The sequence below is a fragment of the Cupriavidus sp. FW306-01-F10A genome, from assembly GCF_058782785.1.
Genome location: NZ_JBYSYA010000003.1, coordinates 81211 through 105238, shown reverse-complemented (window position 1 = coordinate 105238; position 24028 = coordinate 81211). Strand labels below are relative to the sequence as shown.

Annotated in this window: 21 protein-coding genes; 15 read left to right on the top strand and 6 right to left on the bottom strand. The window is 68.2% G+C overall.

The window, feature by feature from the left end:
- Positions 1 to 532: 532 nt before the first annotated feature.
- The 8 genes from AC3WLF_RS05995 (at position 533) to AC3WLF_RS05960 (ending at position 8700) form a co-directional block, all read left to right on the top strand.
- The gene (locus tag AC3WLF_RS05995) at positions 533 to 2047 is read left to right on the top strand and encodes a hypothetical protein (RefSeq protein ID WP_492319448.1); all 1515 of its coding nucleotides are present in this window, start codon (positions 533 to 535) and stop codon (positions 2045 to 2047) included.
- Positions 2048 to 2232: 185 nt separating this feature from the next.
- Positions 2233 to 2667, top strand: coding sequence for a hypothetical protein (locus AC3WLF_RS05990; protein ID WP_492319344.1), 435 nt, complete (start codon positions 2233 to 2235; stop codon positions 2665 to 2667).
- Complete coding sequence (locus AC3WLF_RS05985) at positions 2664 to 3362, top strand: C39 family peptidase (RefSeq protein ID WP_492319343.1); 699 nt, start codon at positions 2664 to 2666, stop codon at positions 3360 to 3362. The genes AC3WLF_RS05990 and AC3WLF_RS05985 overlap by 4 nt, the downstream gene beginning before the upstream one ends.
- A 10-nt stretch (positions 3363 to 3372) precedes the next feature.
- The gene (locus tag AC3WLF_RS05980; RefSeq protein ID WP_492356801.1) at positions 3373 to 4218 is read left to right on the top strand and encodes a flagellin; all 846 of its coding nucleotides are present in this window, start codon (positions 3373 to 3375) and stop codon (positions 4216 to 4218) included.
- Between the two features lie 76 nt (positions 4219 to 4294).
- A complete protein-coding gene (locus AC3WLF_RS05975; protein WP_492319341.1) occupies positions 4295 to 5734 on the top strand; it encodes an acetate kinase in 1440 nt (479 codons plus the stop codon).
- A gap of 214 nt (positions 5735 to 5948) precedes the next feature.
- Positions 5949 to 6461 (top strand): DUF1269 domain-containing protein, encoded by a 513-nt coding sequence (locus AC3WLF_RS05970; protein ID WP_492319340.1) that lies wholly within the window; start codon positions 5949 to 5951, stop codon positions 6459 to 6461.
- Between the two features lie 273 nt (positions 6462 to 6734).
- A complete protein-coding gene (locus AC3WLF_RS05965) occupies positions 6735 to 7871 on the top strand; it encodes an ABC transporter substrate-binding protein (protein WP_010810450.1) in 1137 nt (378 codons plus the stop codon).
- 37 nt (positions 7872 to 7908) lie between these two features.
- Positions 7909 to 8700 (top strand): SDR family oxidoreductase, encoded by a 792-nt coding sequence (locus tag AC3WLF_RS05960; RefSeq protein ID WP_492319339.1) that lies wholly within the window; start codon positions 7909 to 7911, stop codon positions 8698 to 8700.
- A 54-nt stretch (positions 8701 to 8754) separates the two neighbouring features.
- Here AC3WLF_RS05960 and AC3WLF_RS05955 read toward each other — a convergent pair whose 3' ends face one another.
- Positions 8755 to 9660 carry a LysR family transcriptional regulator gene (locus AC3WLF_RS05955; protein ID WP_492357947.1) on the bottom strand — a complete coding sequence of 302 codons (906 nt, stop codon included), beginning with the start codon at positions 9658 to 9660 and terminating at the stop codon, positions 8755 to 8757.
- A 113-nt stretch (positions 9661 to 9773) separates the two neighbouring features.
- Here AC3WLF_RS05955 and AC3WLF_RS05950 point away from each other — a divergent pair, with 113 nt between their 5' ends.
- From AC3WLF_RS05950 to AC3WLF_RS05930, 5 genes are all read left to right on the top strand, one after another.
- Entirely contained in the window at positions 9774 to 11135 is a 1362-nt protein-coding gene (locus AC3WLF_RS05950) for an acyclic terpene utilization AtuA family protein (RefSeq protein ID WP_492319337.1), read from the top strand.
- 12 nt (positions 11136 to 11147) lie between these two features.
- Positions 11148 to 11501, top strand: coding sequence for an AtuA-related protein (locus AC3WLF_RS05945; RefSeq protein WP_035819275.1), 354 nt, complete (start codon positions 11148 to 11150; stop codon positions 11499 to 11501).
- 42 nt (positions 11502 to 11543) lie between these two features.
- On the top strand, positions 11544 to 12509 hold the full coding sequence (locus AC3WLF_RS05940; RefSeq protein WP_492319447.1) for a Bug family tripartite tricarboxylate transporter substrate binding protein: 966 nt from the start codon (positions 11544 to 11546) through the stop codon (positions 12507 to 12509).
- Positions 12510 to 12695: 186 nt separating this feature from the next.
- On the top strand, positions 12696 to 13742 hold the full coding sequence (locus tag AC3WLF_RS05935) for an MBL fold metallo-hydrolase (protein ID WP_492319335.1): 1047 nt from the start codon (positions 12696 to 12698) through the stop codon (positions 13740 to 13742).
- Between the two features lie 96 nt (positions 13743 to 13838).
- Complete coding sequence (locus AC3WLF_RS05930; RefSeq protein WP_492319334.1) at positions 13839 to 14603, top strand: NADPH-dependent F420 reductase; 765 nt, start codon at positions 13839 to 13841, stop codon at positions 14601 to 14603.
- 24 nt (positions 14604 to 14627) lie between these two features.
- On the opposite strand, the gene AC3WLF_RS05925 is transcribed toward AC3WLF_RS05930, so the two are convergent.
- Complete coding sequence (locus AC3WLF_RS05925) at positions 14628 to 15017, bottom strand: GNAT family N-acetyltransferase (RefSeq protein ID WP_010814084.1); 390 nt, start codon at positions 15015 to 15017, stop codon at positions 14628 to 14630.
- Positions 15018 to 15204: 187 nt separating this feature from the next.
- Between AC3WLF_RS05925 and AC3WLF_RS05920 the strand changes: the two genes are divergently transcribed.
- Positions 15205 to 16692 (top strand): AMP nucleosidase, encoded by a 1488-nt coding sequence (locus AC3WLF_RS05920; RefSeq protein ID WP_011616336.1) that lies wholly within the window; start codon positions 15205 to 15207, stop codon positions 16690 to 16692.
- Positions 16693 to 16769: 77 nt separating this feature from the next.
- Here the strand turns inward: AC3WLF_RS05920 and AC3WLF_RS05915 are convergent, their stop codons facing one another.
- Both AC3WLF_RS05915 and leuA read right to left on the bottom strand, forming a co-directional pair.
- Positions 16770 to 17414 (bottom strand): OmpW/AlkL family protein, encoded by a 645-nt coding sequence (locus tag AC3WLF_RS05915; protein WP_492352398.1) that lies wholly within the window; start codon positions 17412 to 17414, stop codon positions 16770 to 16772.
- Between the two features lie 343 nt (positions 17415 to 17757).
- On the bottom strand, positions 17758 to 19455 hold the full coding sequence (gene leuA, locus AC3WLF_RS05910; RefSeq protein ID WP_492357946.1) for a 2-isopropylmalate synthase: 1698 nt from the start codon (positions 19453 to 19455) through the stop codon (positions 17758 to 17760).
- 633 nt (positions 19456 to 20088) lie between these two features.
- On the opposite strand from leuA, the gene AC3WLF_RS05905 reads away from it, so the two are divergent.
- Positions 20089 to 21399, top strand: coding sequence for a hypothetical protein (locus AC3WLF_RS05905; protein ID WP_492357945.1), 1311 nt, complete (start codon positions 20089 to 20091; stop codon positions 21397 to 21399).
- Between the two features lie 433 nt (positions 21400 to 21832).
- Here the strand turns inward: AC3WLF_RS05905 and AC3WLF_RS05900 are convergent, their stop codons facing one another.
- Positions 21833 to 22150 carry a DUF6587 family protein gene (locus AC3WLF_RS05900; protein ID WP_492319330.1) on the bottom strand — a complete coding sequence of 106 codons (318 nt, stop codon included), beginning with the start codon at positions 22148 to 22150 and terminating at the stop codon, positions 21833 to 21835.
- Positions 22151 to 22164: 14 nt separating this feature from the next.
- Positions 22165 to 24021: a ferrous iron transport protein B gene (gene feoB, locus AC3WLF_RS05895; protein ID WP_492319329.1), complete on the bottom strand. Its 1857-nt coding sequence runs from the start codon at positions 24019 to 24021 to the stop codon at positions 22165 to 22167.
- Positions 24022 to 24028 lie beyond the last annotated feature (7 nt).

The following is a 24028-nucleotide window of genomic DNA, read 5'->3' as shown; positions in this document are numbered from 1 at the left end:
GCTGCATGCCTTGCCGGGAAGGACAACGCCGGTGCGGTGGAGCGGGTTGTGCCGTGCGGCGAGAACAGGACATCGGGGCGCCGCCGCGGCAATGGGGAGATGCCTCACACGGGCGGCGACGACGGCACCCTCGATGCCGTGTTTCAGTCCCGATACGTAAGGCCGCGCCTCGGGCAAATCCTGGCTGCCTGCATAAGACCCTGAAAAGTAAGGCGTTTTCCGACCACCCCGGAGCCCCCTCAGGTAGGCCGGGAGTGGCCGTGTCACAGCGGTGTGACATGTCGTCTGCCGTGCACAGGGGCGAGGCCGGCAGGCGTCGCGCAAAGCCGCGGAAAGTTCCCGCCAGAGTGCCGGGCAGGCCTTGTAATACAAGGAGTTGGCACCGCAGGTGGCGCAGCTGGCACCGATTATGCGCAGGGGGAGTCTGGTTTGGCTGGGTGCCGGACCTGAACCTCCAGCCGTCGTTCCTCGCAAGAGCGCCGGCCGGAGGCTGAGCCGCTGTGACACTGTGCAATTCTCCTGGGAGCTTCGTATGAAAAAGACCTTACTGGCGTCGGCTATCGCCATGGCATTTGCGGGACAGGCCTGGGCAAATCCGACCAATAACAACGACGTGGTAAGAGGTGGCGGCGACAACACGCAAACCGCCACAGCGACCTCGACGCAGGGTGGCAGCGGCGCGGCGGCAAACGAATATTCGACCGCAGTCCAGGCCAATGACAGCAGCACCAACACCAGGACCACCACGGTTGGCGTCAACAAGACCAAGACCACGACCAACTCGAACAACAGGAGCAGGATCGACTTTGACCATGGCGTAGGCAACGCGGGCTCCAACGGTGGCAGCGCAACCTCCAGCGTCAGCAACGCCTTCAACACCAGCAAGGCACTGGCGATCAGCAAGCTGAATGGGACGGTTTCCAACAACAGCATTGGCCCGATCGGCAATTACGCCACCAACTGGGGTAACGCGAATGGTGCAGCCGGTGGCCGGGGCGGCAATGGCTTTGGCGGTACCGGCGAAGGCGGGCGCGGCGGCAATGGCGGCAACGGCGGTAACGGCGGCAGCGGCGGCTCCGGTGGCAGCGCTACCAACGGTAGCGCCACCAATGGCGACGCCACCAACGGCAGCGCCACGGCTGGTAATGGCGGTGCCGGCGGCAAGGCGATTGGCTGGGCCGGCAGTGGCGGTGACGGCAAGGCATATGGCGGCAGCGCGCTCTCCGCAGCGGGCAGCAAGGGCGGCAGCGGCGGCGATGCTTATGGCAAGGGCGGCGGCGCTCTGAGCGCATCGCTCGGCGCCGGCGGCCGCGGCGGCAGTGCCGGCGCGATCGGCGGTGGTGGCCTGGGTGCCAGCGGCGCCCTGGGCGGCTTGGCAGGTTCGGCCGGCGGCTCGGGTGGCAGCAGCGGCAATGCCAATGGTGCGGGTGGCGACACTACCACTGGCGGCGCGGGCGGCGCAGGCGGCGCAGCGGCCGGTACCAACACGGCTGGCGCAGGCACCGGTTCGGGCGGCGCAGGTACCGCGAGTGGCGGTGCGGGCGGTGCCGGAACGGCAGCTGCAGGCGCGAACGGCGGTGCCGGCAGCGGCACCGGCGGTGCCGGTGGCGCCGGCGGCGCGGCGACCTCGACGGCAACGGCGGGCGCGGCAAGCGGCACCGGCGGCGCGGGCGGCACGCAAGCCAGCGTTGGCGGCGCGGGCGGTGCTGGCGGTTCGGCTACGAACGGCAGCGCAACGAGCTCGGCCTCCAATGGCAGCTCCACGGCTGGCAACGGTGCGGTGGGTGCTACCGGCGGCGCCGGCGGCGCGGGCGGCACTGGCAATGGCGGCACTGGCGGCACCGGCAACGGCGCAGTCGGCGGCGCTGGCGGTAATGGCGGCTACAACATTGTTGACGCGGGCACCTTCAATATGTCCAACACCATGACCAGCGTTGGTCAGACGGCGGCGGGCATCATGATGGCCAACCAGAACAGCGGCGCTGCCTCGCTCGTGCAGCAAAGCGTGAACGTTCAGGCCAACCTGCAGGTCGGCGGCAACCGGTAAGGCGTGCAGCCACGGTCCGGCCCGGGACTTGTGCCCGGGCCAGACCGGCAGCTCGCACTCATGCCGGCAGGGCCGGCGCCCGCATCCTGTGTGCGGGCGCGCGGGCCCTGTCATGCCCCAAGCAAGCCTGATTGCCTTGCAGCCGCCCGGATGGGGGCGGCCGGCAGGCAAGGGGAGACGACATCATGCAATCGGTCCGCTTCGCCGTCGGCGCATTCGCGACGGTCTTACTCGCCTGGCCAGTGCTGCAGGCGCACGCTGAGCCGCCAGGGCTGGACGCCGCCATGGCAGCGGCGCGCGCTGCCTCTGGCACAGCCCCGGACACGGCTGCAACCACCGCGCAGCCGGCGGCCGCAACTTCCTTGTTCGGAGGGGTGGCGAAAGCCGTACCCGTGTCTAAACTGGATGACATTCGTGGCGGCGCCGAAGTCACGGTCAACGATATGCGCCTGCACGGTACCGTGGCCGACAACGCCGCGGTCAATATTCTGTCCGGCACCAACAACATCGCGGACGGGGCCTTCTCGAATGCGGCAGGGATTCCCACCGCGATCCAGAACTCGGGCTCCAACGTACTGATCCAGAACGCCACTATCGTCAACGTCCAGTTCAAGCAATGAAGCCGCTGCGAAACCTGTTGGCGTCTGTACCGTTCTTGCTGGCCGCGGGGGGCGTTCCATGTGCCCAGGCTGCCGACACCCTGATATACGGGCCGGTCGGCGAGCCCTACAGCGTCCGGGTCACGAGCGTGCGCGAGGCGCGCTTCAAGTCCACGATCCGGCAGCAGTTCGACTTCAGCTGCGGCTCGGCCGCGGTGGCCACGCTGCTGAGCTACCAGTACGGCCATCCGATGAACGAGGCCACGGTCTTCCAGAACATGTACCTCAACGGCGACCAGCAGAAGATCCGCGCCGAGGGGTTCTCGCTGCTCGACATGAAGCGCTTCCTGGCCGCGCTCGGCTATGAGGCCGACGGCTACGAGCTGCCACTGTCCAAGCTGGAAGAGACGCAGGTGCCGGCCATCGTGCTGATTGTGGAGAACGGCTACCACCATTTCGTGGTGGTCAAGGGCGTGAAGGGCGACCGCGTGCTGATCGGCGATCCCGCACGCGGCACGCGCGCGATGTCACGCGAGCATTTCGAGCAGATCTGGGACAGCCAGCTGCTGTTCGTGATCCATAACCGCACCGAACGGGCGCGGTTCAACCTTGCAGCCGACTGGCGCGTTGCGCCCAGCGGTCCTTACTGGATGGGAGTCAACCGGGATAGCCTGTTCTTCACCGTCATGCCCAAGCATGGCGCGGGCGATTTTTGAGGAACGCATCATGTTGCAGACTTCCTTCCCGACCCCAGCAGCCCCTCGCAGCGCCGGTCATGCGGCCGCGGCGATGCTGCTCGGCGCCGGTTTGGCCTGTGCCGGCACGGCACAGGCCACCATGCTGCCACAGCCCGACGCGGTCGACGCGTCGGCGCTTCCATCGCAGGGGGCCATGCCCTCGAGCGACGGGCAGGACCAAAACCCTCTGGCTGCCGCACGCGGCAGCATGGCCGGCTGGAAACCGGTTGCACACGAAAAGCTCGACGACATGCGGGGCGGCTTCGAGATGCCGGGCCTGCAGGTTTCGTTCGGTATCGAACGCGCGGTGTACATCAACGGCGCCCTGGTGGTTGCCACCAGCATTAACATCCCCGATGTCAGCCGCATCACTGCCGACCAGGCCGCGCGGCTTGCCTCGACGCTGGGCCCGGCCATCGTTGCCAGCACCAATACGGCGGTCGCCAACGCGCTGGCGGCGGCGGGCGCGGCCGGTTCGGATGGGAGCGCCACCTCGGCGGCCAATGGCGCCTCGGCCAGCAGCACCGGCACGCCCGGGGCCGGTTCGGGCGCCAGCGGTGCGGCCGGCTTGCCGGCGGCGGTGGTGAATACGGCCACCGGTCAGGTCGTGAGCAATGGGCTGCTGAACGTGATCCAGAACGGCCCGGGCAATGCGGCATCGGTGGGATCGCTGGCGGGGACGCCAACGACCGTGATCCAGAACACCTTGAACAACCAGAGCATCCGGAGCCTGATGACAATCGACGCAAGCGTAAATACGCTGCAGGCATTCCGGTCGCAGTTGGCCAACACCACGCTGAACAACGCGCTGATGCGGGCCGCAAGCATGAGGTAGTCGTAGCGAGGCATCGGGCAGTACAGGTCGCAGGCTCCTGCAAGAACAGTCTGCCGTCCCGGGGGAGGAAGACGTCATGAAGAAGCGGTCGATGCAGGGCATTCGCAATGCGGGATGCTCGACGTTACTGTTGCTCGGCGGCCTGGCGCAGGCCCAAACGCCGCCGGATGCGGGACCACCCGCAGCCGGACTGGAAGCACTGCAGAAGGAGCTTGCCGAACAGGCCAGCCAGCTCGACGCCATGAAGCGGGCTCTGGCCGAACAGGAGGCGGTGATCCGCGAACTGCGCAACGTGATCGGCACCGAGGTGCTGGCCAACAAGCGCGGCGGCCAGCGCGCGGGGCCCGGCGTGTCGCCGTCCGACAACGCCACCAACGCCGCCACCGCGGCGGCCGCTGCCAGCGCCACCCAGCCAGCGCCCAACGCGGTCAACAACCCGCAGCAGATCATTCTCCAGCCACCGCAGGACATGGCCCAGGGTCCGCAGGCGGGCGAGTCCGCCGACCGGCAGACCGTGGCCCTGGAAGAACCCGTGGGCCGCCCGCCGGAGGAAGACCGCCGTCCGCCCGAGATCGCGCCGATCATCGACCAGCCCGGTGTGCTGACCGCCCAGGGCAAGCTGGTGATCGAGCCCGGCTTCCAGTACGGCTATTCGTCCAATAACCGCGTCGCGCTGGTCGGCTACACGGTCATCCCGGCCATCCTGATCGGCCTGGTCGATGTGCGCGAGGTCAAGACCTCGACCTACATTCCGTCGGTCGCGTTTCGCTACGGCCTGACCAAGCGGCTGGAAATCGAAGCCAAGGTGCCTTACGTGCACTCATCGGGCCAGACCGTCAGCCGCGAGGTCTTCACCGGCACGGCCGTCGACCGCGTGTTCAATGCGAGCGGCAGCGGCATCGGCGACGTCGAGGCGACGGTGCGCTACCAGCTCAACTACGGCAACGAGAAGATTCCGTACTTCGTCGGCTGGCTGCGCTACAAGTCCAATACCGGCAAGGACCCGTTCGAAGTCGTGACCGATTGCGTGACGCGCTGCGTGGGCAATGCCACCGGCACCGGCCTGCCGCTCGGGCTGCCCACCGGCACCGGCTTCCAGGCGCTCCAGCCCGGCATCACCTGGCTGCTGCCGACCGACCCGGCGGTGTTCTTCGGCACCTTCAGCTACCTGCACAACTTTGCGCGCGACAATGTGAGCCGTACCGTGCTGAACGGCGAGAAGGAGAATCTCGGCAAGATCGCCCCGGGCGACATCTTCGAGTTCAGCTTCGGCATGGGCCTGTCGCTCAATGAGAAGGCGTCGTTCAGCATCGGCTATGACCAGGCCATCATCTGGCCGACCAAGCAAAACGGCCAGACCGTGCCGGGCTCGGTGCGCGTGACCCAGGGCACCTTGCTGGTGGGCTATTCGTACCGCTTCAACAACCGCTACACGGTGAACCTTTCAGTGGGTGCGGGGCTGACGCGCGACACCCCCGACCTGCAGGTGAACCTGCGCCTGCCGATCACTTTCTGACGCGCTTTTCTGCGCATTTCCGCCTGACGTGACGCGTGCCCCGCATGTGCGGGGGCACGTGCGCATCACATCCGCGGCGAGGGTGCGCAGGCACGGAAACGCGCCTTGCGCTGGCCCCTTGAACGGCGTACAAAGAAATAACCCCGCGCCGCCAGCGGTACTTTCTGACCAGGTTCAAACTCACCGGCGGTGCGGCCTGAAAAAGGAGAGAGACATGCGCAAACGCATCTTCTGGTTGTTGCCCGACCTGGCGAGTGCCCGTCGCACCATGGACGACCTGCTGCTTGCCCGGCTCGAGAACCGCCACATCCACTTCGTGGCGCGCGACGGCTCCGACATGACCGGCCTGCATGAGGCCAACCTGTTCCAGACTTCCGACATCGTGCATGCCGCCGAGATGGGCCTGATGGTCGGCGGCGGCGTGGGCGTCGTGGCCGGCGTGGTGGTGGCGATGTTCCCGATCGTCAGCGACACCCCGCAGTGGGGCCTCGTCGGCGTGCTGGCGGTGCTGGGCGCGGTGTTTGGCGCGTGGGCTTCGAGCATGATCGGCAGCTCGGCACCCAACAGCCGCCTGCGTGCGTTCGAAAAGGACATCGAGGCCGGCAAGATCCTGCTGATGGTCGACGTGCCGCGCGGCCGTGTCGAGGAAATCGAAACCCTGCTCGCGAACGCGCATCCGGAAGCCAGCTTTGCGGGGATGGACCCGGCTGTACCGGCTTTCCCCTAAGCCACCGGCTTATCGCCGCTGGTTGTCGTCCAGCGCTGTCGCATCTCTTTGCGCGCGCCCTTGCGGCGCGCCTTGACGCGCATCCTTTGGCGCGCCCCGGCTCGCACCGGAACTGCCTGCGCGGTTCCGGTGTGAGGCTGCTGCAACACCCCGAACTTTCCCGGTTTGCCCCCATGAGACGCATGCGGTAACTTGCGTGACGGCGCACGGCCGTCCATGCCGTGCCGCAATAAAACGATGAAGCCAGCCGGACAGGCGCAAGGGGTCGAGACAATGAAAGCGAAATGGATCGCGTGCGGCATGCTGGCCGCCACGCTGGGATGGGCCGCGCAGACGGCCCTGGCGGAACCGGGCGTGACCCGCAACACCATCCGCATCGGCCAGTCGGCCGGCGTCACCGGTCCGGTGGCCGGTTCGGTCAAGGAGCAGATCGCCGGCGCGCAGGTGTACCTGCGCACCATCAACGCCAGCGGCGGCGTGGCCGGGCGGCGCATCGAGCTGGTGACCCACGATGACGGCTTCGATGCCAAGCGCACCCCCGACAATGTGCGCAAGCTGATCGACGAGGACAAGGTGTTCGCGCTCTTCATGGTGCGCGGCACGCCGCAGAACGAAAGCATCCTGCCCATCATCGCCGCGCAGAAGGTGCCGCTGGTGGCGCCGCTGACAGGCGCGATCACGCTGCACCGGCCGGTCAACCGCTACGTGTTCAATGTGCGCGCCAAGTACCAGGACGAGGTGGCGCGCGCGATCAACCACCTGGCCACCTCGGGCATGAGCCGCATCGGCATCTTCTACGCCAACGACGGCTTTGGCCGGGACGTGCTCGAAGGCTACAGCGCCGCGTTGCAGGCGCGTGGGGTGCAGCCGGCGGCGACGGCGAGCTTTGCCCGGCCCATGGGCGATATCACCCAGAGCGTGGCCGCCATGAACAAGGCCAACCCTCAGGCGGTACTGGTGATCGGCTCGGGCTCCGAGGCGGCGCGCATCATCCGCGAACTGCGCCGCGCGGGCAGCGAGGCACAGTTCGTCACGCTGTCCAACAACGCGGCCGATTCCTTTATCCGTGAACTGGGCGACGATGCACGCGGGCTGATCATCACGCAGGTGGTGCCGGGCACCAACTCCAGCCAGATGACGCTGGCCAGCGAATACCGCAGCCTGGCCAAGCAGCAGGGTGTGGAGCCGTCCAACGCCGGCATGGAGGGCTTCATGTCGGCCAAGGTGCTGGTCGAAGGGCTGCGCCGCGCCGGCCCCGACCTGACGCGCGAGCGCCTGGTCACGGCGCTGGAAGGCATGCGCGACTACGACCTTGGCGGCATCCTGATCAGCTACAGCGCCGAGCGCCATACCGGCTCGTCGTTCGTGGAAATGTCGATCGTCTCGTCCACCGGCAAGCTGATCCGCTGAAAGCCGCGGGCAGGGGGGCTGCGGTATAGTCCCCCGCATGGCTACTCCTACCCCCTCCCCCGATTCCCGTACCCCGTTCTCGCTGCACGGCCGCGTGGCGCTGGTGACCGGCGGCGCGCAGGGCCTGGGCCTGGCGATTGCCGCCGGGCTGGCCGACGCCGGCGCCCATGTGCTGGTGGTGGCGCGCAATGCGCAGCGCGTGCAAGCGGCCGTCGCCGCGCTGGCCGCGCGCGGCGGCAGCGCCGAGGCGCTGGTGCTCGATATCACCGATGAAGCCGCCGTGGCGGCCGCGTTCGACCGCATCGACGCCGCCCATGGCCGGCTCGACATCCTCGTCAACAACGCCGGCGCGCGCAACCGCAGCACCATGGCGCAGCTCGATGCCGGCGACCTGCGCGCCATGCTCGAGACCAACCTGGTGGCGCCCTACGCGCTGTGCCGGCTCGCCGCGCAGCGCATGCGCGGCGGCGATTACGGGCGCATCGTCAATGTGAGCTCGATCGCGGGCCAGGTCGCGCGTGCCGGCGACGTGCTCTACCCCGCCACCAAGGGCGGCCTGGATGCGCTCACGCGCGCCATGGCGGCCGACCTGGGGCGGCACGGCGTCACCGTCAATGCGATCGCCCCGGGCTACTTCGCTACCGAGCCCAACCAGCCCATGGTCGAGGACGAGAGCGTGGCCGAGTGGCTGCGCCAGCGCACCTCGCTGGGCCGCTGGGGCCAGCCGGAGGAAGTGGCGGGGGCGGTGGTGTTCCTGGCGTCGCCGGCCGCATCCTATGTCACCGGGCAGGTGCTGGCCGTGGACGGCGGCTATCTCGGGCACTTCTGAGGCGCCATCGGCAGCAAAGCGTACCCAATTCTGCGTGCCGCTCCTGCCGGGTTTTCAGCGCCGCGCGGGCGGCTTGCCGCCGCGGTAGAACGCCTGCAGGCAGTCGATCATCGCGGCTGCCGCGGCCGAGTCGCCGCGGTCCTTGAGCCGCACCAGGCAGATATCGCGCACCAGCGACGGCAGCTGCAGCGGCCGGATCGCCAGCCCCTCGCGCCGGAACTGAAACAGCGCCAGCGACGGCACCGCGCTCACGCCCAGCCCCGCCTGCACCAGCGCCGCCACCGTTGCCAGGTGCTCCACCTCCATCACGCTGGTCAGGCGCAACGGATGCAGCGCGGCGTCCAGGTGCTGGCGCACGCTGGTCGTGCGCGACAGCTGGATAAACGGCAGGCCCGCCAGCATCTGCGGCGTGATGCGGCGCTTGCGCGCCAGCGCATGGTCCGCCGGGCACACCAGGTGGAAGGTGTCGCGCACCAGCGGCTCCACGCGCAGGTCTTCGTCCTGGGCCGGTGCCGGGGCCAGTGCAAAGTCGGCGCGGCCCTGGCGGACCAGTTCGATGCAGCCGTCGGCGAGCTGGTCGAACAGCTCCAGCGCGATGCCCGGATAAAGCGCGCGGAACTGCGCCAGCAGCGGCGGCAAGTCGCCGCCGGCCAGCGACGGCAGCGCCGCGATCGACACCCGCCCCTTGCGCCGCTCGGCGTGCGCGCGCAGGTCCTCGAACGCGGTTTCGAAATCAGCCAGCAGCCGGCGCGCGGTCTGCTCCAAGCGCACGCCGTCGCTGCTCAGCTCCACATGCCGCGTGGTGCGTTCGAACAGCCGGCTGCCGGCCTGTTCCTCCAGCGTCTGCACCAGCGCGCTGAAGGCCGATTGCGACAGGTGGCAGGCGCGCGCCGCGCGCGTGAAGTTGCGGTAGGTGGCCAGCGCCACGAAGGCGCGCAGGTGCTTGACCGAGAGGTTCATGGGCCGGGCGGATTTATCCACTAAATCGATAGATTAATCCAAATAATCCGTTTTTTGGCTGAACGTACCCGCCCTAGAATGGGATCGACCCCACCAACAACCTGCCCCCGACCATGACTGCTCCCTTGCTGATCGGCTCCGGCGCCGGCTTCTCCGGCGACCGCACCGATGCCGCGCTGCCGGTGGTGCGCACGCTGATTGCCTCCGGCCAGCCGGCCGCGCTGATCTTCGAGACCCTGGCCGAGCGCACGCTGGCGCTGGCGCAGCTGGCGCGGCGCAACGATCCCGCACAGGGCTACGAGCCGCTGCTCGATGCGCTGCTGGAGCCGGTGCTGGGCCTGTGCCTGCAACACCGCATTCCCATCGTCGGCAATTTCGGCGCCGCCAATCCGCGCGCCGCGGCGCGGCGCGTGCTGCAGCTGGCGCAGGAACTGGGCCTGCCCGCGCCGCGCGTTGCAGTCGTGGAGGGCGATGACTTGTCCGACGATACGGGGCGCGCGCGCTTGCAGGGCATTCTTGGCGATGCATTTGACGCCGATCGCTTCGTCTGCGCCAACGCCTATATCGGAGCACAGGGCATCGCCGAGGCGATCACTGCCGGCGCCCAGGTGGTGGTGTGCGGACGCGTGGCCGATCCGGCGCTGGCAGTGGGGCCGGCGATGGCGCACTTTGGCTGGTCGTGGGACGACTGGGACCGGCTGGCCGCCGCGACCATGGCCGGCCACCTGCTCGAATGCGGGGCGCAGGTCTGCGGCGGCTACTTTGCCGATCCCGGCATGAAGGACGTACCCGATGTGCATGCGGTGGGCTTCCCGATCGCGCAGCTGGCCGAGGACGGCGGCATCGAGATCTTCAAGGCCGCCGGCACCGGCGGCTGCGTCGACCTGCGCACGGTCAAGGAGCAGCTGCTGTACGAGGTCCACGATCCGGCCGCTTACCTGACGCCCGACGTGGTCGCAGATATTGGTACGGTCACGGTCACGCAACTGGCCCCCGACCGCGTGGCGGTGCGCAATGTGCGCGGCCATCCCCGCCCGGCGCAGCTCAAGGCCAATGTGTTCAGCCACGGCGGCTGGCTGGCCGAGGGCGAGATCTCGTACGCCGGCCCCAATGCCGCCGCCCGCGCGCGGCTGGCCGCCGACATCCTGCGCCGGCGCATGCAGTTGCTGGGCCATGAGGCACCCATCCGCTTCGACCTGATCGGCGTGCTCAGCGTGCTGGCCGACGATGGCGGCGCCATGTTCGCCCAGCGCCAGCCGCATGAGCAAGCGGCGCAGGACGTGCGCCTGCGCGCCGCGCTGGCGCATCACGACCTGGCGGTGGCGCAGGCCCTGCAGCGCGAGGTCAATGCGCTCTATACCTGCGGCCCGGCCGGCGGCGGCGGCGTGCGCACCGCGCAGCGCGCGCGCCTGAATGCGGTGTCGTGCCTGGTGCCGCGCGAGGCCGTGACGGCCACGCATTCCTTCATTGCCTGAAGAGGTCCGACCATGACTGACACTGCCGCGCTCTACCAGTTCGCCCACGGCCGCACCGGCGACAAGGGCAACCGTTCCAACATCAGCGTGATCGCCTACGACGCGCGCGACTACGACCACCTGGTCGCGCACGTGACCGAGGACGCCGTGCGCGCGCTGTTCCGCGAGCGCCGGCCCACGGCCGTCACGCGCTACCTGGTGCCGTCGCTGCAGGCGATGAACTTCGTCCTCGACGGTGTGCTCGATGGCGGCGTCAACGACGCGCTCAACCTCGACACGCACGGCAAGGCGCTGTCGTTCCGCCTGCTGCAGCTTGAGATCCCGGTGCCGCCGCGGCTCGCGTCCGGCACCGCGGATAGCCACTGATCCATCGCTTCACACCAACAACGATTTCACCAGGAGACCACGATGTACCCATTTCTCAAGCCACTGGCCGTTGCCGCGGTTGCGCTGGTCCTGCCCGCGGGGCAGGCCTGGGCCGAGTTCCCGGACAAGCCGATCCGCTTCGTGGTGCCGTTCGCCGCCGGCAGCGCCACCGACCAGCTGGCGCGTGCCATCGGCCAGGCCATTACCGTGGACAGCAAGGTCACCGTGGTGGTCGACAACAAGCCGGGCGCCAATGGCTTCATCGCCGCGTCGGACGTGGCCAAGGCCGCGCCGGACGGCTACACCGTGCTGATCAGCACCAACACCACGCATGCGGCCAACGAGCACCTGTTCAAGAAGCTGCCCTACGACCCGGTCAAGGACTACGCGCCGATCACCGCGCTGGGCCGCGGCGGCCAGATCATGGTGGTCAACCCGCAGGTGCCGGCCAAGACCGTGGGCGAGTTCATCGCGCTGGCAAAACAGCAGCCGGGCAAGCTCAGCTTCGGCAGCGGCAGCTCGTCGTCGCGCATTGCCGGCGAGCTGTTCCAGCAGATGGCGCATGTGGAGTTGCTGCACGTGCCGTACAAGAGCAACCCGCTGGCCATCACCGACCTGCTCGGCAACCAGATCCAGATGATGATCACGGACACGGCCACCGGCCTGCCGCAGGTCAAGAGCGGCAAGCTGCGCGCGCTGGGGGTGTCGGGCAAGGCGCGCTCGCCGCTGGCGCCGGACGTGCCCACCATCGACGAGGCCGGCGTCAAGGGCTACGAGATGAGCTACTGGTTCGCGGCCTATGCGCCCGCCGGCACGCCGCAGCCGGTGGTGGCGAAGCTCAATGCGATGATGGTCAAGGCCGCGCGCGGCGATACCGCGGCCGGCTTCTACAAGTCGACCGGCACCGAGGTGTTCACCAGCACGCCCGCGGAGCTGGCGAAGTTCCAGTTGCAAGAGTCCGGCAAGTGGGGGCGCATCATCAAGGCGGCGAATATCCAGCCGGAGTGAACGCAGGGCAGCGCAAGCTCCCATGCATGGAAGACGGGGCCAAACGGCCCCGTTTTTTACGCAGAAGTAGGTACGCTTTGGTGCTTGCGGCCTTGATGGGCAAGGGCCGGCTAAGATATGCCTGGCCGCGCGGCCTTGCCGCTCCGGCCTACTCCTCGACAATACCAACCAGAACAGGAACAGGATATGAAGCAGCAGTCCGTGGTGTGCCATGCAACCTTACAGCCGGGCCGTCGCCCGGGGCTGCGCCAGGCCGTATTGCGTGCCGCCATCGCCGTCACCATGGGGGCCGCCGTGCTTCCCGCCATCGCCACTGCGCAGACCGCCACGCCGCCGGCGCAGCAGAAGACCCAGGTGCCGGGCTACTACCGCATGATGGTCGGCCAGCTCGAGGTCACGGCGCTCTATGACGGCTACATCGACCTGGACCCGAAGATCCTCAAGTACACCAGCGCGCGCGAGGTGCAGAGCCTGCTGGCGCGGATGTTCGTCGAATCGACGCCGGGCATGCAGACCGCGGTCAACGCCTACCTGATCCATACCGGCAGCCACCTGGTGCTGGTCGATACGGGCGCGGCTGCCTGCTTCGGGCCCACGCTCGGGCGCATCGGCGAAAACCTGCGCGCGGCGGGCTACGCGCCGGAACAGATCGACACCGTGCTGCTGACCCACCTGCACGGCGACCACGCCTGCGGCCTGGCCGCCAACGGCAAGGCGGCGTTCCCGAACGCAACCGTCTATGTCGACAAGGCCGATGCCGACTACTGGCTCAGCGAAGCCAATGCCGCCGCCGCGCCGAAGGAGGCGCAGGGCCTGTTCGCCATGGCGCGCGCCGCGGTCGCGCCGTATCAGGCGGCGCAGCGCTTCCGGCCCTTCAACGGCGGCGCCGGTGTCGAGCCCGTTCCCGGTGTGCGCGCGGTGCCGGCCAATGGCCATACTCCGGGCCACAGTGGCTACCTGTTCACCTCGGGCAAGGACAGCCTGCTGCTGTGGGGCGACATCGTGCACAGCCATGCGGTGCAGTTCCGCCGCCCGCAAGTGGCGATCGAGTTTGACGTGGACAGCAAACAGGCCGTGATCACGCGCCAGCGCATCCTGGCCGATGCCGCCAAGGGCCGGCTGTGGGTGGGGGGCGCGCATATGCCCTTCCCGGGCCTTGGCCATGTGCGCCGCGATGCGGCCGGGTATGCATGGGTGCCGGCCGAATTCGGTCCGATCCGCAACGACCGCTAGCCGTCCACGCACGGCCATCGCTTTTCGCCTAGAGTCATCCCAGCGGCCCGTATGACGTACGGGACGGATGGTCGTGTCCACTGCGGAGGATTTGCGATGAACGCCAAGGCATCCCGCTTCGATCCTGCCCGCCGCCGCTGGCTTGGCGCCGGCGCCGCGGCCCTGGTGCTGGCCGTGCCCCTGCCGCGCGCCGCGCGCGCCCAGCCTGGCCCGGCGGCCAGCCGCGAGGCCGCCGCGCAGCGTATCGGCGTGATCGGCTCGGGCCGCATCGGCGGCACCGTGGGCGGGCTGTGGGTCAAGGCCGGACACCCGGTCCTGTTCTCGTCGCGGCACCCGGAGGCACTCAAGCCGCTGGTCGAAGAATTGGGTACGCTGGCGCGCGCCGGCACCGTGGCCGAGGCCATTGCGTTCTCTGACGTACTGTTCCTGGCCACGCCCTACGGCGCGTTGCCGCAGCTCAGCCGCGACCATGCCGATGCCTGGCGCGGCAAGATCGTGCTCGATGCCACCAACGCCTATGAGCACCGCGATGGCCCGATCACCGAAGAGGTCAGGCGTGACGGCATCGGCATCACCACCGCGCGCTACCTGCGGGGCGCGCGCGTGGTGCGGGCCTTTAACTTCATGGGGGCGGCACAGTTTGCCAGCGAGCACCACCGGGCGGGCGGCCTGGTGGCGGTGCCCATCGCCGGCGACGACAAGGCCGCGCTCGATGTGGCCGCGCAGCTGGTGCGCGATGCGGGATTCGAACCGGTGGTGGTGGGGCCGCTGGCCAGCGCGGATCGCTTCGCTCCGGGCGGGCCGCTGTTCCGGCAGGTGGGTACGGCCGAGGAGTTCCGGCACAAGATGGGCGCCCGCTGACGCTGCGCCGGGCGCGCTGGCGGATCAGGGCCTGCGCCGCTCCATTGCCACCATCGACGGCGTAAAGCCGAGCTGGCCGAAGAATGCGGCTTCGGAGGAACGCGCCGCGCGCAGCATCCAGGTGATGTCGGGGTCGTTGCCCACGATGTGCCGCACCAGGGCGCGGCCGATGCCGCGCCGGCGGTGGCTGGGCGCGACGGCAACCATCGACAGGAAGCCGTCGCAGACGTCGTCGCACAGCGCGCGGGCAAAGCCGACGATCTCGCCGTGCTCCACCGCGACGACCACGCGTTGGGAGTTGGCCACCAGCCGTGCGAATTTCTCCGGGCCGCCAACCCGGTGGGCCCAGCCGTTGGCGATCAGTAGTTGTCTGGCTGCCTCGATGTCGTCGGGCAACAGGTTACGGATTTCCATCGGCGGCTCTCCCAGTAAAGCGTGTACGGCCCCTCGCCGCCCCTTGCCACCAGGGGCGCCGCGAGTCGAGAACGGCACGGGAACCCGTGCCGCGCAATTGGCGGAGTGTAGCGAGCGGGCGCGGGCGCGTCAATTTGGCTTCCGGCGGGGTCGGGTGCTGCTCACGCCGGCGCGCCGGCGCGGTATCATGGCCTCCATGAACGCCCCCGTCTTTTCCTCCGCACATCCGGCCGACCAGCTTGCCGAGTTCACCGACGCGGATGCGGCGATCGCGCGCATCCGCGACATCTACGAAGCTTCTGTCGGCGCCGTGCGCGCGCGCTTCGATGCCTTCGCCAGCGGCAAGCCGCTGCCCTCGGCCGCGCATGCGTGCTATCCGTACCTGGGCATCTCGGTCAACATCGAGACCATGGTCACCGACAGCCGGCCGTCCTGGGGCACGGTGGCCTACCCGGGCGTTTATGGCACCACCGTGACCCGCCCCGACCTGCTGGCGGACTACTACCGCGACCAGATCGAGCGGCTGATGCGCTATCACCGCGTGCCGGTGGTGGTGGGGCTGAGCCGGCGCCCGATCCCGCTGCCGTTCGTGATCGAGGCTTCGACCACCGACATCAGCTACACCCAGGCGCGCGAGCTGGAGGCATCGTTCGTGCTGCCCGAGCTGAGCCGCATCGACGACGGCATCGCCAACGGCACCTATGAGCCGATCCCGGGCGAGGCCTGGCCGCTGTCGCTGTTCCCGGCCGAGCGCGTGGACCTGGCCCTGCAGCGGCTGTACCACTACACCGGCACGGCACCGCAGCATTTCCAGCGCTTCGTGCTGTTCACCAACTACCAGCGCTATGTCGACGAGTTTGTCGAGCTGGGCCGGGGCCTGATGGCCAGCAGCGACGGCGGCGGCTACACCCGCTTTGTCGAACCCGGCGACGTGATGCAGGAACTGGGCGGCGCGGAACCCGACGACGCCTCGCGCCCGCGCGCGCTGCCGCAGATGCCGGCCTATCACCTGGTGCGCGAAGACAAGCTGGGGGTGACGCTGGTCAATATCGGCGTGGGACCGTCCAACGCCAAGACCATGACCGACCACCTGGCCGTGCTGCGCCCGCATTGCTGGCTGATGGTGGGCCACTGCGGCGGCCTGCGCCGCTCGCAGCAGCTCGGCGACTACGTGCTGGCGCACGCCTATGTGCGCGACGACCACGTGCTCGACCACGACCTGCCGCCGTGGGTGCCGGTGCCGCCAATCGCCGAGATCCAGGTGGCCCTGCAGGAGGCCGTTGCGCGCGTGACCGGGCTGTCCGGCAACGAGATGAAGACCCGCATGCGCACCGGCACGGTGGTCTCGACCGATGACCGCAACTGGGAGCTGAAGTCCAAGTCGCTGTATGCGCGCTTCAACCAGTCGCGCGCGATTGCCATCGATATGGAAAGCGCGGCGGTGGCGGCCAACGGCTTCCGGCTGCGCGTGCCCTATGGCACGTTGCTGTGCGTGTCGGACAAGCCGCTGCATGGCGAGCTCAAGCTGCGCGGCATGGCCAACGCCTTCTATCGCCAGCGTGTCAGCCAGCATATGACCATCGGGCTGGAGGCGATCCGCATCCTGCGTGAGAACGGAGTCGAGCAGCTGCATTCGCGCAAGCTGCGCAGCTTTGATGAGCCGGCGTTCCGGTAGGTCGGCACCCGCGCTCATCCGGAAAAGCAGAAGGCCGGCGCCTGATTGGCGCCGGCCTTTTGCATGGCACTGCAGGATCAGAAGCGATACCCCACCCCCATGCTGAACAGCCACGGATCCAGGTTCACCTTGGACACCTTGACATCGCCGGCCTTCACATCGCTCGACAGCCAGATCTTCTTGATGTCGGCGTTGAGGAACCAGTTCTTGGTCAGCTTGTAGTCCATGCCGATCTGCAGGGCCGGGCCCACGCTCCAGCTATCGAGCTGCAGCGCGTTGTTGGCAATGTTCTCGCCCCAGATGCGGGTGAAGTTCAGGCCCGCGCCGACATACGGGCGGAAGGTGCCGTTGGGGATGAAGTGGTACTGCACCAGCAGCGTCGGCGGCAGATGCTTGAAGGTGCCGACCTTGTTGCCGTCCAGGTAGACGTTCTGCTTCTGCGGCACGGTCAGGACCAGTTCGGCGGCGATGTTCGGCGTGAAGAAGTAGGTGACGTCGAACTCGGGAATCCACTTGTTGTTGACCGTGATGCGGTCCGAGGGGCCGACGCCGCCGACAGGGTCGGAGCTGTTGGCCATGTCGAGATAGGTGCCGCGCAGGCGCACCATCCAGTTGCCCTGCGCATCGTCCGCGGCGGCGGCAGGGGTGGCGAAGGCGCCCAGCATGGCGCAGGCGGCGATGGCGGAACAGGTGACCCGGGTGCGAAGAGAGAGTGTTTTCATGAGGTTCTGCTTGGTCTGGTATCAAATCCGGACCCAGTTTGGCCGAGCAGGTCGGGCTGGGCTTTGACCCAAAACAAGTAGCAGGGAACGGGGCCGGCGCGCGTGGCGCAGGCGCTACAGCGAGGAAGGCGCCGCGGTGCCAGTTGCGCCGGCGCTTCTAAACACATGCGGAATTATTCGTGGCGCGGTGCGATGCTGCCCCTTACGCTGTGCGAAAGATCCGAGCACGCATGCAGCGTGTGCGGATCGGCACCGAGCATGTCGTGGGCGTCCGCAAGGGCGTCTTTCCGGGTGTGCCCCGTGGGGGCGGGGCACACCGGTTTTCTTGCGGCGGCTTGCGGTGTCAGGCCTCGGCGGCCTCGGCGGACTGCGGGGCCTGCGCCGCGCCAAAGCCGGCCTGCAGGTGCCGGTTCACGCCCGAGATCACCGCGCGCAGCGACGCCGTGACCAGGTTGGCGTCGATGCCGGCGCCGAACCCTGTCGGCGAATCGCCCACGCGCACTTCCACATAGCAGGCCGCGCGCGCATCCGCGCCGGCGGTCATCGCATGCTCGTGGTAATCCATCACGCGCACCGGCAAGTCCAGCGCATTGACGAAGGCATCGATGGGCCCGTTGCCGGTGCCGCGCACGCTGCACGGCTTGCCGTCGCGCACCATCTGCACTTCGATCTCCGTGGCGCCGCCGCTGTCAGATACCAGCTGGTGCGATACATAGCGCAGCGGTGTCTGCTGCGCGAGGTACTTGCGCTGGAACAAACCATAAAGATCCTCGGCACTCGCCTCGAGCCCGGTGTCGTCGGTCATGGCCTGCACCGCGCGGCTGAATTCGATCTGCAGGCGGCGCGGCATGTAGATGCCATGCACCTGCTCCAGCAGGTAGGCCATGCCGCCCTTGCCGGACTGGCTGTTGACGCGGATCACCGCGTCATAGCTGCGGCCCAGGTCGGCCGGGTCGATCGGCAGGTAGGGCACTTCCCAGATGCCGTCCGGCTGCTGCTGTGCAAAGCCCTTGCGGATCGCATCCTGGTGCGAGCCCGAGAACGCGGTGAACACCAGGTCGCCCACATACGGGTGGCGCGGATGCACCGGCAGCTGGTTGCAGTGCTCAACGCACTGGCGCACTGCGTCGATATCGGAGAAGTCCAACCCGGGTGCCACGCCCTGCGTATAGAGGTTGAGCGCCAGCGTCACCAGGTCGACATTGCCGGTGCGCTCGCCGTTGCCGAACAGGCAGCCTTCGACGCGGTCCGCGCCCGCCATCAGCGCCAGCTCCGCGGCGGCCACCGCGGTGCCGCGGTCGTTGTGCGGGTGCACTGACAGCGCGATGTGTTCGCGCCGTTCCAGGCGGCGGTGCATCCATTCGACCTGGTCGGCGAACACGTTGGGCGTGCTGCATTCGACCGTGGTCGGCAGGTTCAGGATCATCGGCCGGTCCGGGCCGGCCTGCCAGGCGGCAGAGACGGCGTTGCTGACTTCCAGCGAGAAGTCGAGCTCGGCCAGGCTGAAAGTCTCGGGCGAGTACTCATAGGTCCATGCCGTGCCAGGCATGGCACCGGTCAGCGACCTGATCAGGCGCGTGCCCGAGACCGCGACCTCCTTGATCTCTTCACGCGAGGCATTGAAGACGATGCGCCGCCAGGCCGGCGCGATCGGGTTGTACAGGTGCACCGTGGCCCGCGCTGCGCCGCGCACGGACTCGACGGTGCGGCGGATCAGGTCTTCGCGCGATTGCGTCAGCACCACGATGTTGACGTCTTCGGGGATGCGCTGCTGCTCGATCAGCATGCGCACGAAGTCGAAATCGGTCTGCGAGGCGGCGGGGAACGCCACTTCAATTTCCTTCAGGCCGATTTTCACCAGCTGCTCGAAGAAGCGCAGCTTGCGCGCCGGGTTCATCGGCTCGATCAGGGCCTGGTTGCCGTCGCGCAGGTCGGTGCTCATCCAGCGCGGTGCGCGCGTGATGGTGCGGGCGGGCCAGGTGCGGTCAGGGATGTCGACGGTGGTGGCGGGCTGGTACTTGGTGGCGGGATTGCTGAGCATACGGGGTCTCCTTCCTCGCTAAGGGAAGTAAAGGAAAAACGGAAAAAACGGTGGCGAAAGGCTGCCGAACTGCCACGGGGCACTAGGCCCGGCAACCGGTCGATAGGCTTAGCAGTAGCGAGGAAGCGCGCAGGGCGCGGCCCGATGCCAGGGCAGCCAGCACGCGCGCGCGGGCAGCGATGCGGGACGCATCGGCAGCCTGGCTGAGTGTGCTGGTGTAACGGTTCATCGTGCCTGGAGGAGGAGGGCCGGGGGCCGCTCGTGGTTGATGCGCATCCGGCAGGAGCCGGATGACCCGCAAAGGTTAGTCGACAAGGCCGGCCCCGGTCAAGCGCGGGAGAGCGCCGGGTGCGGGCGTGGCCCGATCGGGGGACTGCCATGCGCGGGTTGCGCCAAACGGCTGGGGCCGGCTTGCGGCCGGGACCCTGCCGGTCATGTTTGCCTCGCCCGAATGGCGGTGCCGCTGCATTGAAAGGATGAACCACGCGCATGTTCTGTGCGCCGCACCTCAGTCCTCTGGCCGGTATTGCGCTGGCACCTTTGTGCCTAGGCTGGTAGCGCGGGAAAAAACACATGACTGGGGGGAACATCATGAGACTGAGAACGTGGGCATCCTGGCTGGCAGGCTCTGCCATGACCTTGCTGTTGGCAGCGTGCGGCGGTGGCGGCGGCGGTTCGAGCACGCCCACCACGCCAAACGCGGGCGGCTCCACACCGCTGACCTATACGGTGAAGATGAGCTTGACCTCCGGCGAGGTCGGCGTCGGCCGCACGATCACCATCAGCGCGCTGGCGGTAGACAGCAACGGCATCGACGTGTCCGGCAACACCACCTTCAACTGGACCAGTGCCGACAGCGGCATTGCCACCGTGGAGCCGAGTGCCACCACGCCGGCCAGCGCCGTGGTCAAGGGTATTGCAACCGGGACGACCACTGTCCAGGTGGTGGCGAGCGTCAAGGGCGCCGACAACACCACGGTGCAGCTGCCCGCGCAATCCGCCACCATCACCGTGGTGCCGGCCTCGGCGCTGAGCTACAGCCTGTCGATCCCGAACAGCAGCCTGTCGATGAGCGACGGGCAGGAGCTGCCGGTCAAGGTATCGCTGGTCGATAGCAACGGCGCCGATGTATCTGCCAGCGTCAACAGCTGGGCATGGTCCAGCAGCGGCTCCGCGGTCCAGGTCACGGCCAGCCAGAACAGCGCCACGCTGAAGGCGAGCAACAGCTCACCCACCGCCGTGGCCACGGCCAGTGTCTCGGTATCGGTGACCGCACCGGACGGGCATGCCATTGCCGGGTTGATCGTGGTGACAGTGCAGAAGAACGGCGCCGCCGCCTATCGCGTGGTGACGACCAAGGGCGGCCGCGAGGTGAATGCGCTGCAGGTCTTCAGCAACCGTCCGGAAACCTTCAGCTCGCGTGTGCTGCGCCACGACGGCCAGGACGTGACCGCGGAGTTCGACGGCGCCTGGACCTACACGGCGACCTCGGACACGCTGTCCGCATCGGAAGCGGCGGGTACGCATGACGCCACGGTCAGCACCAGCCTCGCCAACGACAAGGGTCCGGTCCAGAGCAGCCTGACGGTGACGGCTGTCAGCACCAGGCTGGGCGAACGCCGCAGCGCCACGCTGACGGTGACCGAGAACCCGGTCTGGGCGCTGGTTGGCGACAACCAGGATCCGATGACGCTGCTGCTGATGCCGCCGATGAGTATCCCGGTGACCGCGCGCATGAAGCACCTTGGCGACGATGCGCAGTACACCGCGTGCATCAACTGGGCGTGGACCAGCACCGGCCCGGTGGAGTTGTCGCCTGGCGTCGCGGATCATCAGAAGAACGTCACGGGCACAGCGCAGGGCGACTTCACTCTTACCGTGACCTGTAATGCCGTCGCCGACAATACGCCGCTGAAGCTGGTCTTCTACGGTACGGTCAAGTAAGCAGCAGGTTCCCGCGCCTGGCGAAACGCCCTCCATCCGGAGGGCGTTTCGCTTTGGCGGAAATTGCAGGCTGCCGGTTTGCTCCCCCTCTCCCGCAAGCGGGAGAACAAGCGGCCGTCGGGAGGGATGCCGGCAAAGCGTACCCGTTTCTGCGTGACCGGCGCCAAGCGTTTCAGGTGCTGCCGGGGCAGGCCAGCAAAGGCGTCGGGACAAGGCTGAGCCTGCCTTTGCGGGACGTCCCCTATATGCGCACCAGGCAAGCCCAGTACGCAAAGCGTACCCGTTTCTGCGTGCAAAAATGCCAGCCCTTTCAGGCATGTTTTATCGCCGCAGGACAGCTCGCAGGCGAGCGCAAAGCGCTGCCTCCGCGCCGGGCGGAAGCAGCGGGCGTACCCGTTTCTGCGTGGATTTGTAGAGGAGGAAAGCGCGCCGTTTAGCGCTTGCGCACGAAGCGGATCACCTGTTCGGCAGGCTTGTCCTGCGTGCCGGAGGTGGTGCCGGCGGTGTTGGATCCGCAGGTATTGCAGCCGCCGTCGTCGCAGCCGCTGGCGCAGCCCGCGGCGGCTTGCGGGGCCAGCCAGCGCACCAGCCGGGCACGCCAGCCGGTGGCGGCGCCGCCGCCCAGGCGCGCGGCCAGCGCCGCCTTGACGCGCTCGCGCGTGCGCGGCGCGTAGCGCGCGATCACCGACACCGCGCATGCCAGCACGATCAGCGGGACCAGCAGCGTTTCGATGGCGTGGTAGAGGGTCATGGCGGCGCGGTGCCTCAGCTGAACATCAGCGCGACGCGGTAGGTCACGAAGGCCGCCAGGTAGGCCAGCCCGGTCAGGTAGGCCGCCGACAGCGCCATCACCTTCCACGAGTCGGTCTCGCGCCGGATCACTGCCAGCGTGGAGATGCACTGCGGTGCGAACACGTACCAGGCCAGCAGCGACAGCGCGGTGGCCAGCGACCATTGCGCGGCGATCATCGGCGCCAGCTGCGTGGCCACGGTCTCTTCGCTGCCCGACAGCGCATAGACGGTTGCCAGCGCGCCCACGGCCACCTCGCGCGCAGCCAGGCCCGGCACCAGCGCAATGCAGATCTGCCAGTTGAAGCCCACCGGTGCGAACACCTTCTGCAGCGCATGGCCGATCATGCCGGCAAAGCTGTAGTCGATGGCCGGCGCGGTCGCGCCCACGGGCGCGGACGGGAAGGACGACAGGAACCACAGCAGCACCGTCAGCGCCAGGATCACCTTGCCCACCCGCGACAGGAAGATGCGGGCACGCTCCCACAGGCCGATGGCCACATCGCGCGGATTGGGGATGCGGTACGACGGCAGCTCCATCAGCAGCGGATGGTCGGTGCGGTCGCGGCGGAAGAACTTGAGCGCGTAGGCCACCACCAGCGCGCTGACGATGCCCGCCACGTACAGCGCGAACAGCACCAGCCCCTGCAGGTTGAACAGGCCCATCACGGTGCGCTCGGGGATGAAGGCGCCGATCAGCAGCGCATACACCGGCAGCCGTGCCGAGCAGGTCATCAGCGGCGCCACCAGGATGGTGGTGAGCCGGTCGCGCGGGTCCTGGATGGTGCGCGTGGCCATGATGCCGGGGATGGCGCAGGCAAAGCTGGACAGCAGCGGGATGAACGAGCGCCCCGACAGCCCCGCGCCCATCATCAGGCGGTCCAGCAGGAAGGCCGCGCGCGGCAGGTAGCCGGATTCCTCCAGCGTCAGGATGAACAGAAACAGGATCAGGATCTGCGGCAGGAACACCACCACGCTGCCCAGGCCCGCGACCAGGCCGTCGACCAGCAGGCTCTTGAGCATGCCGTCGGGCAGGTAGGCGCCCAGCATCTCGCCGGCCCAGTGCACGCCGCCCTCGATGCCGTCCATCAACGGCTCGGCCCACGAGAACACCGCCTGGAACATCAGGAACAGCAGCACCGCCAGCAGCAGCAGGCCGATCACCGGATGCAGCACGATGCGGTCGAGGCGGTCATCGAGCGCGGCGGTGCGCGCCGGCATGCTGACCGCGGCCGCCAGCAGGCGGTTGACCTCGGCATGCACGTCAATGTCGTTGGCGGGTTCCGGCGTGACCGGCGGGGCCGGCGGCAGGGTGTCGTCAAGCAGGCTGACCAGTGTCGCGGCGCCGTCGTGCTTCACCGCCACGGTGCTGACCACCGGCACGCCCAGCGCGGCCGACAGCTTGTCGCGATCGATCTGGATGCCGCGCCGCGCTGCGGCGTCGCTCATATTGAGCACGACCACCATGGGCAGGCCCAGGCGGCGCAGTTCCAGCACGAAGCGCAGGTGCAGGCGCAGGTTGGTCGCATCGACCACCGACACCAGCAGGTCCGGGCGCTGCTCGCCGGCGCGCCTGCCCAGGCAGACATCACGCGTGATGGCTTCATCGAGGCTGGCCGCGTGCAGGCTGTAGGCGCCCGGCAGGTCCAGGATGCGCACCTGGCGCCCGGCCGGCGACACGAAGTAGCCTTCCTTGCGCTCGACGGTCACGCCCGCATAGTTGGCCACCTTCTGGCGGCTGCCGGTCAGGCGGTTGAACAGTGCGGTCTTGCCGCAATTGGGATTGCCGACCAGCGCAATGCGCAGGGCAGAAGTGGAAGGAGCTGCAGACATAATCCGG

Excerpts from the sequence above, each read along its gene's own strand:
- AC3WLF_RS05995 (WP_492319448.1), top strand. The coding sequence starts at position 533 with ATGAAAAAGACCTTACTGGCGTCGGCTATCGCCATGGCATTTGCGGGA.
- AC3WLF_RS05990 (WP_492319344.1), top strand. The coding sequence starts at position 2,233 with ATGCAATCGGTCCGCTTCGCCGTCGGCGCATTCGCGACGGTCTTACTC.
- AC3WLF_RS05985 (WP_492319343.1), top strand. The coding sequence starts at position 2,664 with ATGAAGCCGCTGCGAAACCTGTTGGCGTCTGTACCGTTCTTGCTGGCC.
- AC3WLF_RS05980 (WP_492356801.1), top strand. The coding sequence starts at position 3,373 with ATGTTGCAGACTTCCTTCCCGACCCCAGCAGCCCCTCGCAGCGCCGGT.
- AC3WLF_RS05975 (WP_492319341.1), top strand. The coding sequence starts at position 4,295 with ATGAAGAAGCGGTCGATGCAGGGCATTCGCAATGCGGGATGCTCGACG.
- AC3WLF_RS05970 (WP_492319340.1), top strand. The coding sequence starts at position 5,949 with ATGCGCAAACGCATCTTCTGGTTGTTGCCCGACCTGGCGAGTGCCCGT.
- AC3WLF_RS05965 (WP_010810450.1), top strand. The coding sequence starts at position 6,735 with ATGAAAGCGAAATGGATCGCGTGCGGCATGCTGGCCGCCACGCTGGGA.
- AC3WLF_RS05960 (WP_492319339.1), top strand. The coding sequence starts at position 7,909 with ATGGCTACTCCTACCCCCTCCCCCGATTCCCGTACCCCGTTCTCGCTG.
- AC3WLF_RS05955 (WP_492357947.1), bottom strand. The coding sequence starts at position 9,660 with ATGAACCTCTCGGTCAAGCACCTGCGCGCCTTCGTGGCGCTGGCCACC.
- AC3WLF_RS05950 (WP_492319337.1), top strand. The coding sequence starts at position 9,774 with ATGACTGCTCCCTTGCTGATCGGCTCCGGCGCCGGCTTCTCCGGCGAC.
- AC3WLF_RS05945 (WP_035819275.1), top strand. The coding sequence starts at position 11,148 with ATGACTGACACTGCCGCGCTCTACCAGTTCGCCCACGGCCGCACCGGC.
- AC3WLF_RS05940 (WP_492319447.1), top strand. The coding sequence starts at position 11,544 with ATGTACCCATTTCTCAAGCCACTGGCCGTTGCCGCGGTTGCGCTGGTC.
- AC3WLF_RS05935 (WP_492319335.1), top strand. The coding sequence starts at position 12,696 with ATGAAGCAGCAGTCCGTGGTGTGCCATGCAACCTTACAGCCGGGCCGT.
- AC3WLF_RS05930 (WP_492319334.1), top strand. The coding sequence starts at position 13,839 with ATGAACGCCAAGGCATCCCGCTTCGATCCTGCCCGCCGCCGCTGGCTT.
- AC3WLF_RS05925 (WP_010814084.1), bottom strand. The coding sequence starts at position 15,017 with ATGGAAATCCGTAACCTGTTGCCCGACGACATCGAGGCAGCCAGACAA.
- AC3WLF_RS05920 (WP_011616336.1), top strand. The coding sequence starts at position 15,205 with ATGGCCTCCATGAACGCCCCCGTCTTTTCCTCCGCACATCCGGCCGAC.
- AC3WLF_RS05915 (WP_492352398.1), bottom strand. The coding sequence starts at position 17,414 with ATGAAAACACTCTCTCTTCGCACCCGGGTCACCTGTTCCGCCATCGCC.
- leuA (WP_492357946.1), bottom strand. The coding sequence starts at position 19,455 with ATGCTCAGCAATCCCGCCACCAAGTACCAGCCCGCCACCACCGTCGAC.
- AC3WLF_RS05905 (WP_492357945.1), top strand. The coding sequence starts at position 20,089 with ATGACCTTGCTGTTGGCAGCGTGCGGCGGTGGCGGCGGCGGTTCGAGC.
- AC3WLF_RS05900 (WP_492319330.1), bottom strand. The coding sequence starts at position 22,150 with ATGACCCTCTACCACGCCATCGAAACGCTGCTGGTCCCGCTGATCGTG.
- feoB (WP_492319329.1), bottom strand. The coding sequence starts at position 24,021 with ATGTCTGCAGCTCCTTCCACTTCTGCCCTGCGCATTGCGCTGGTCGGC.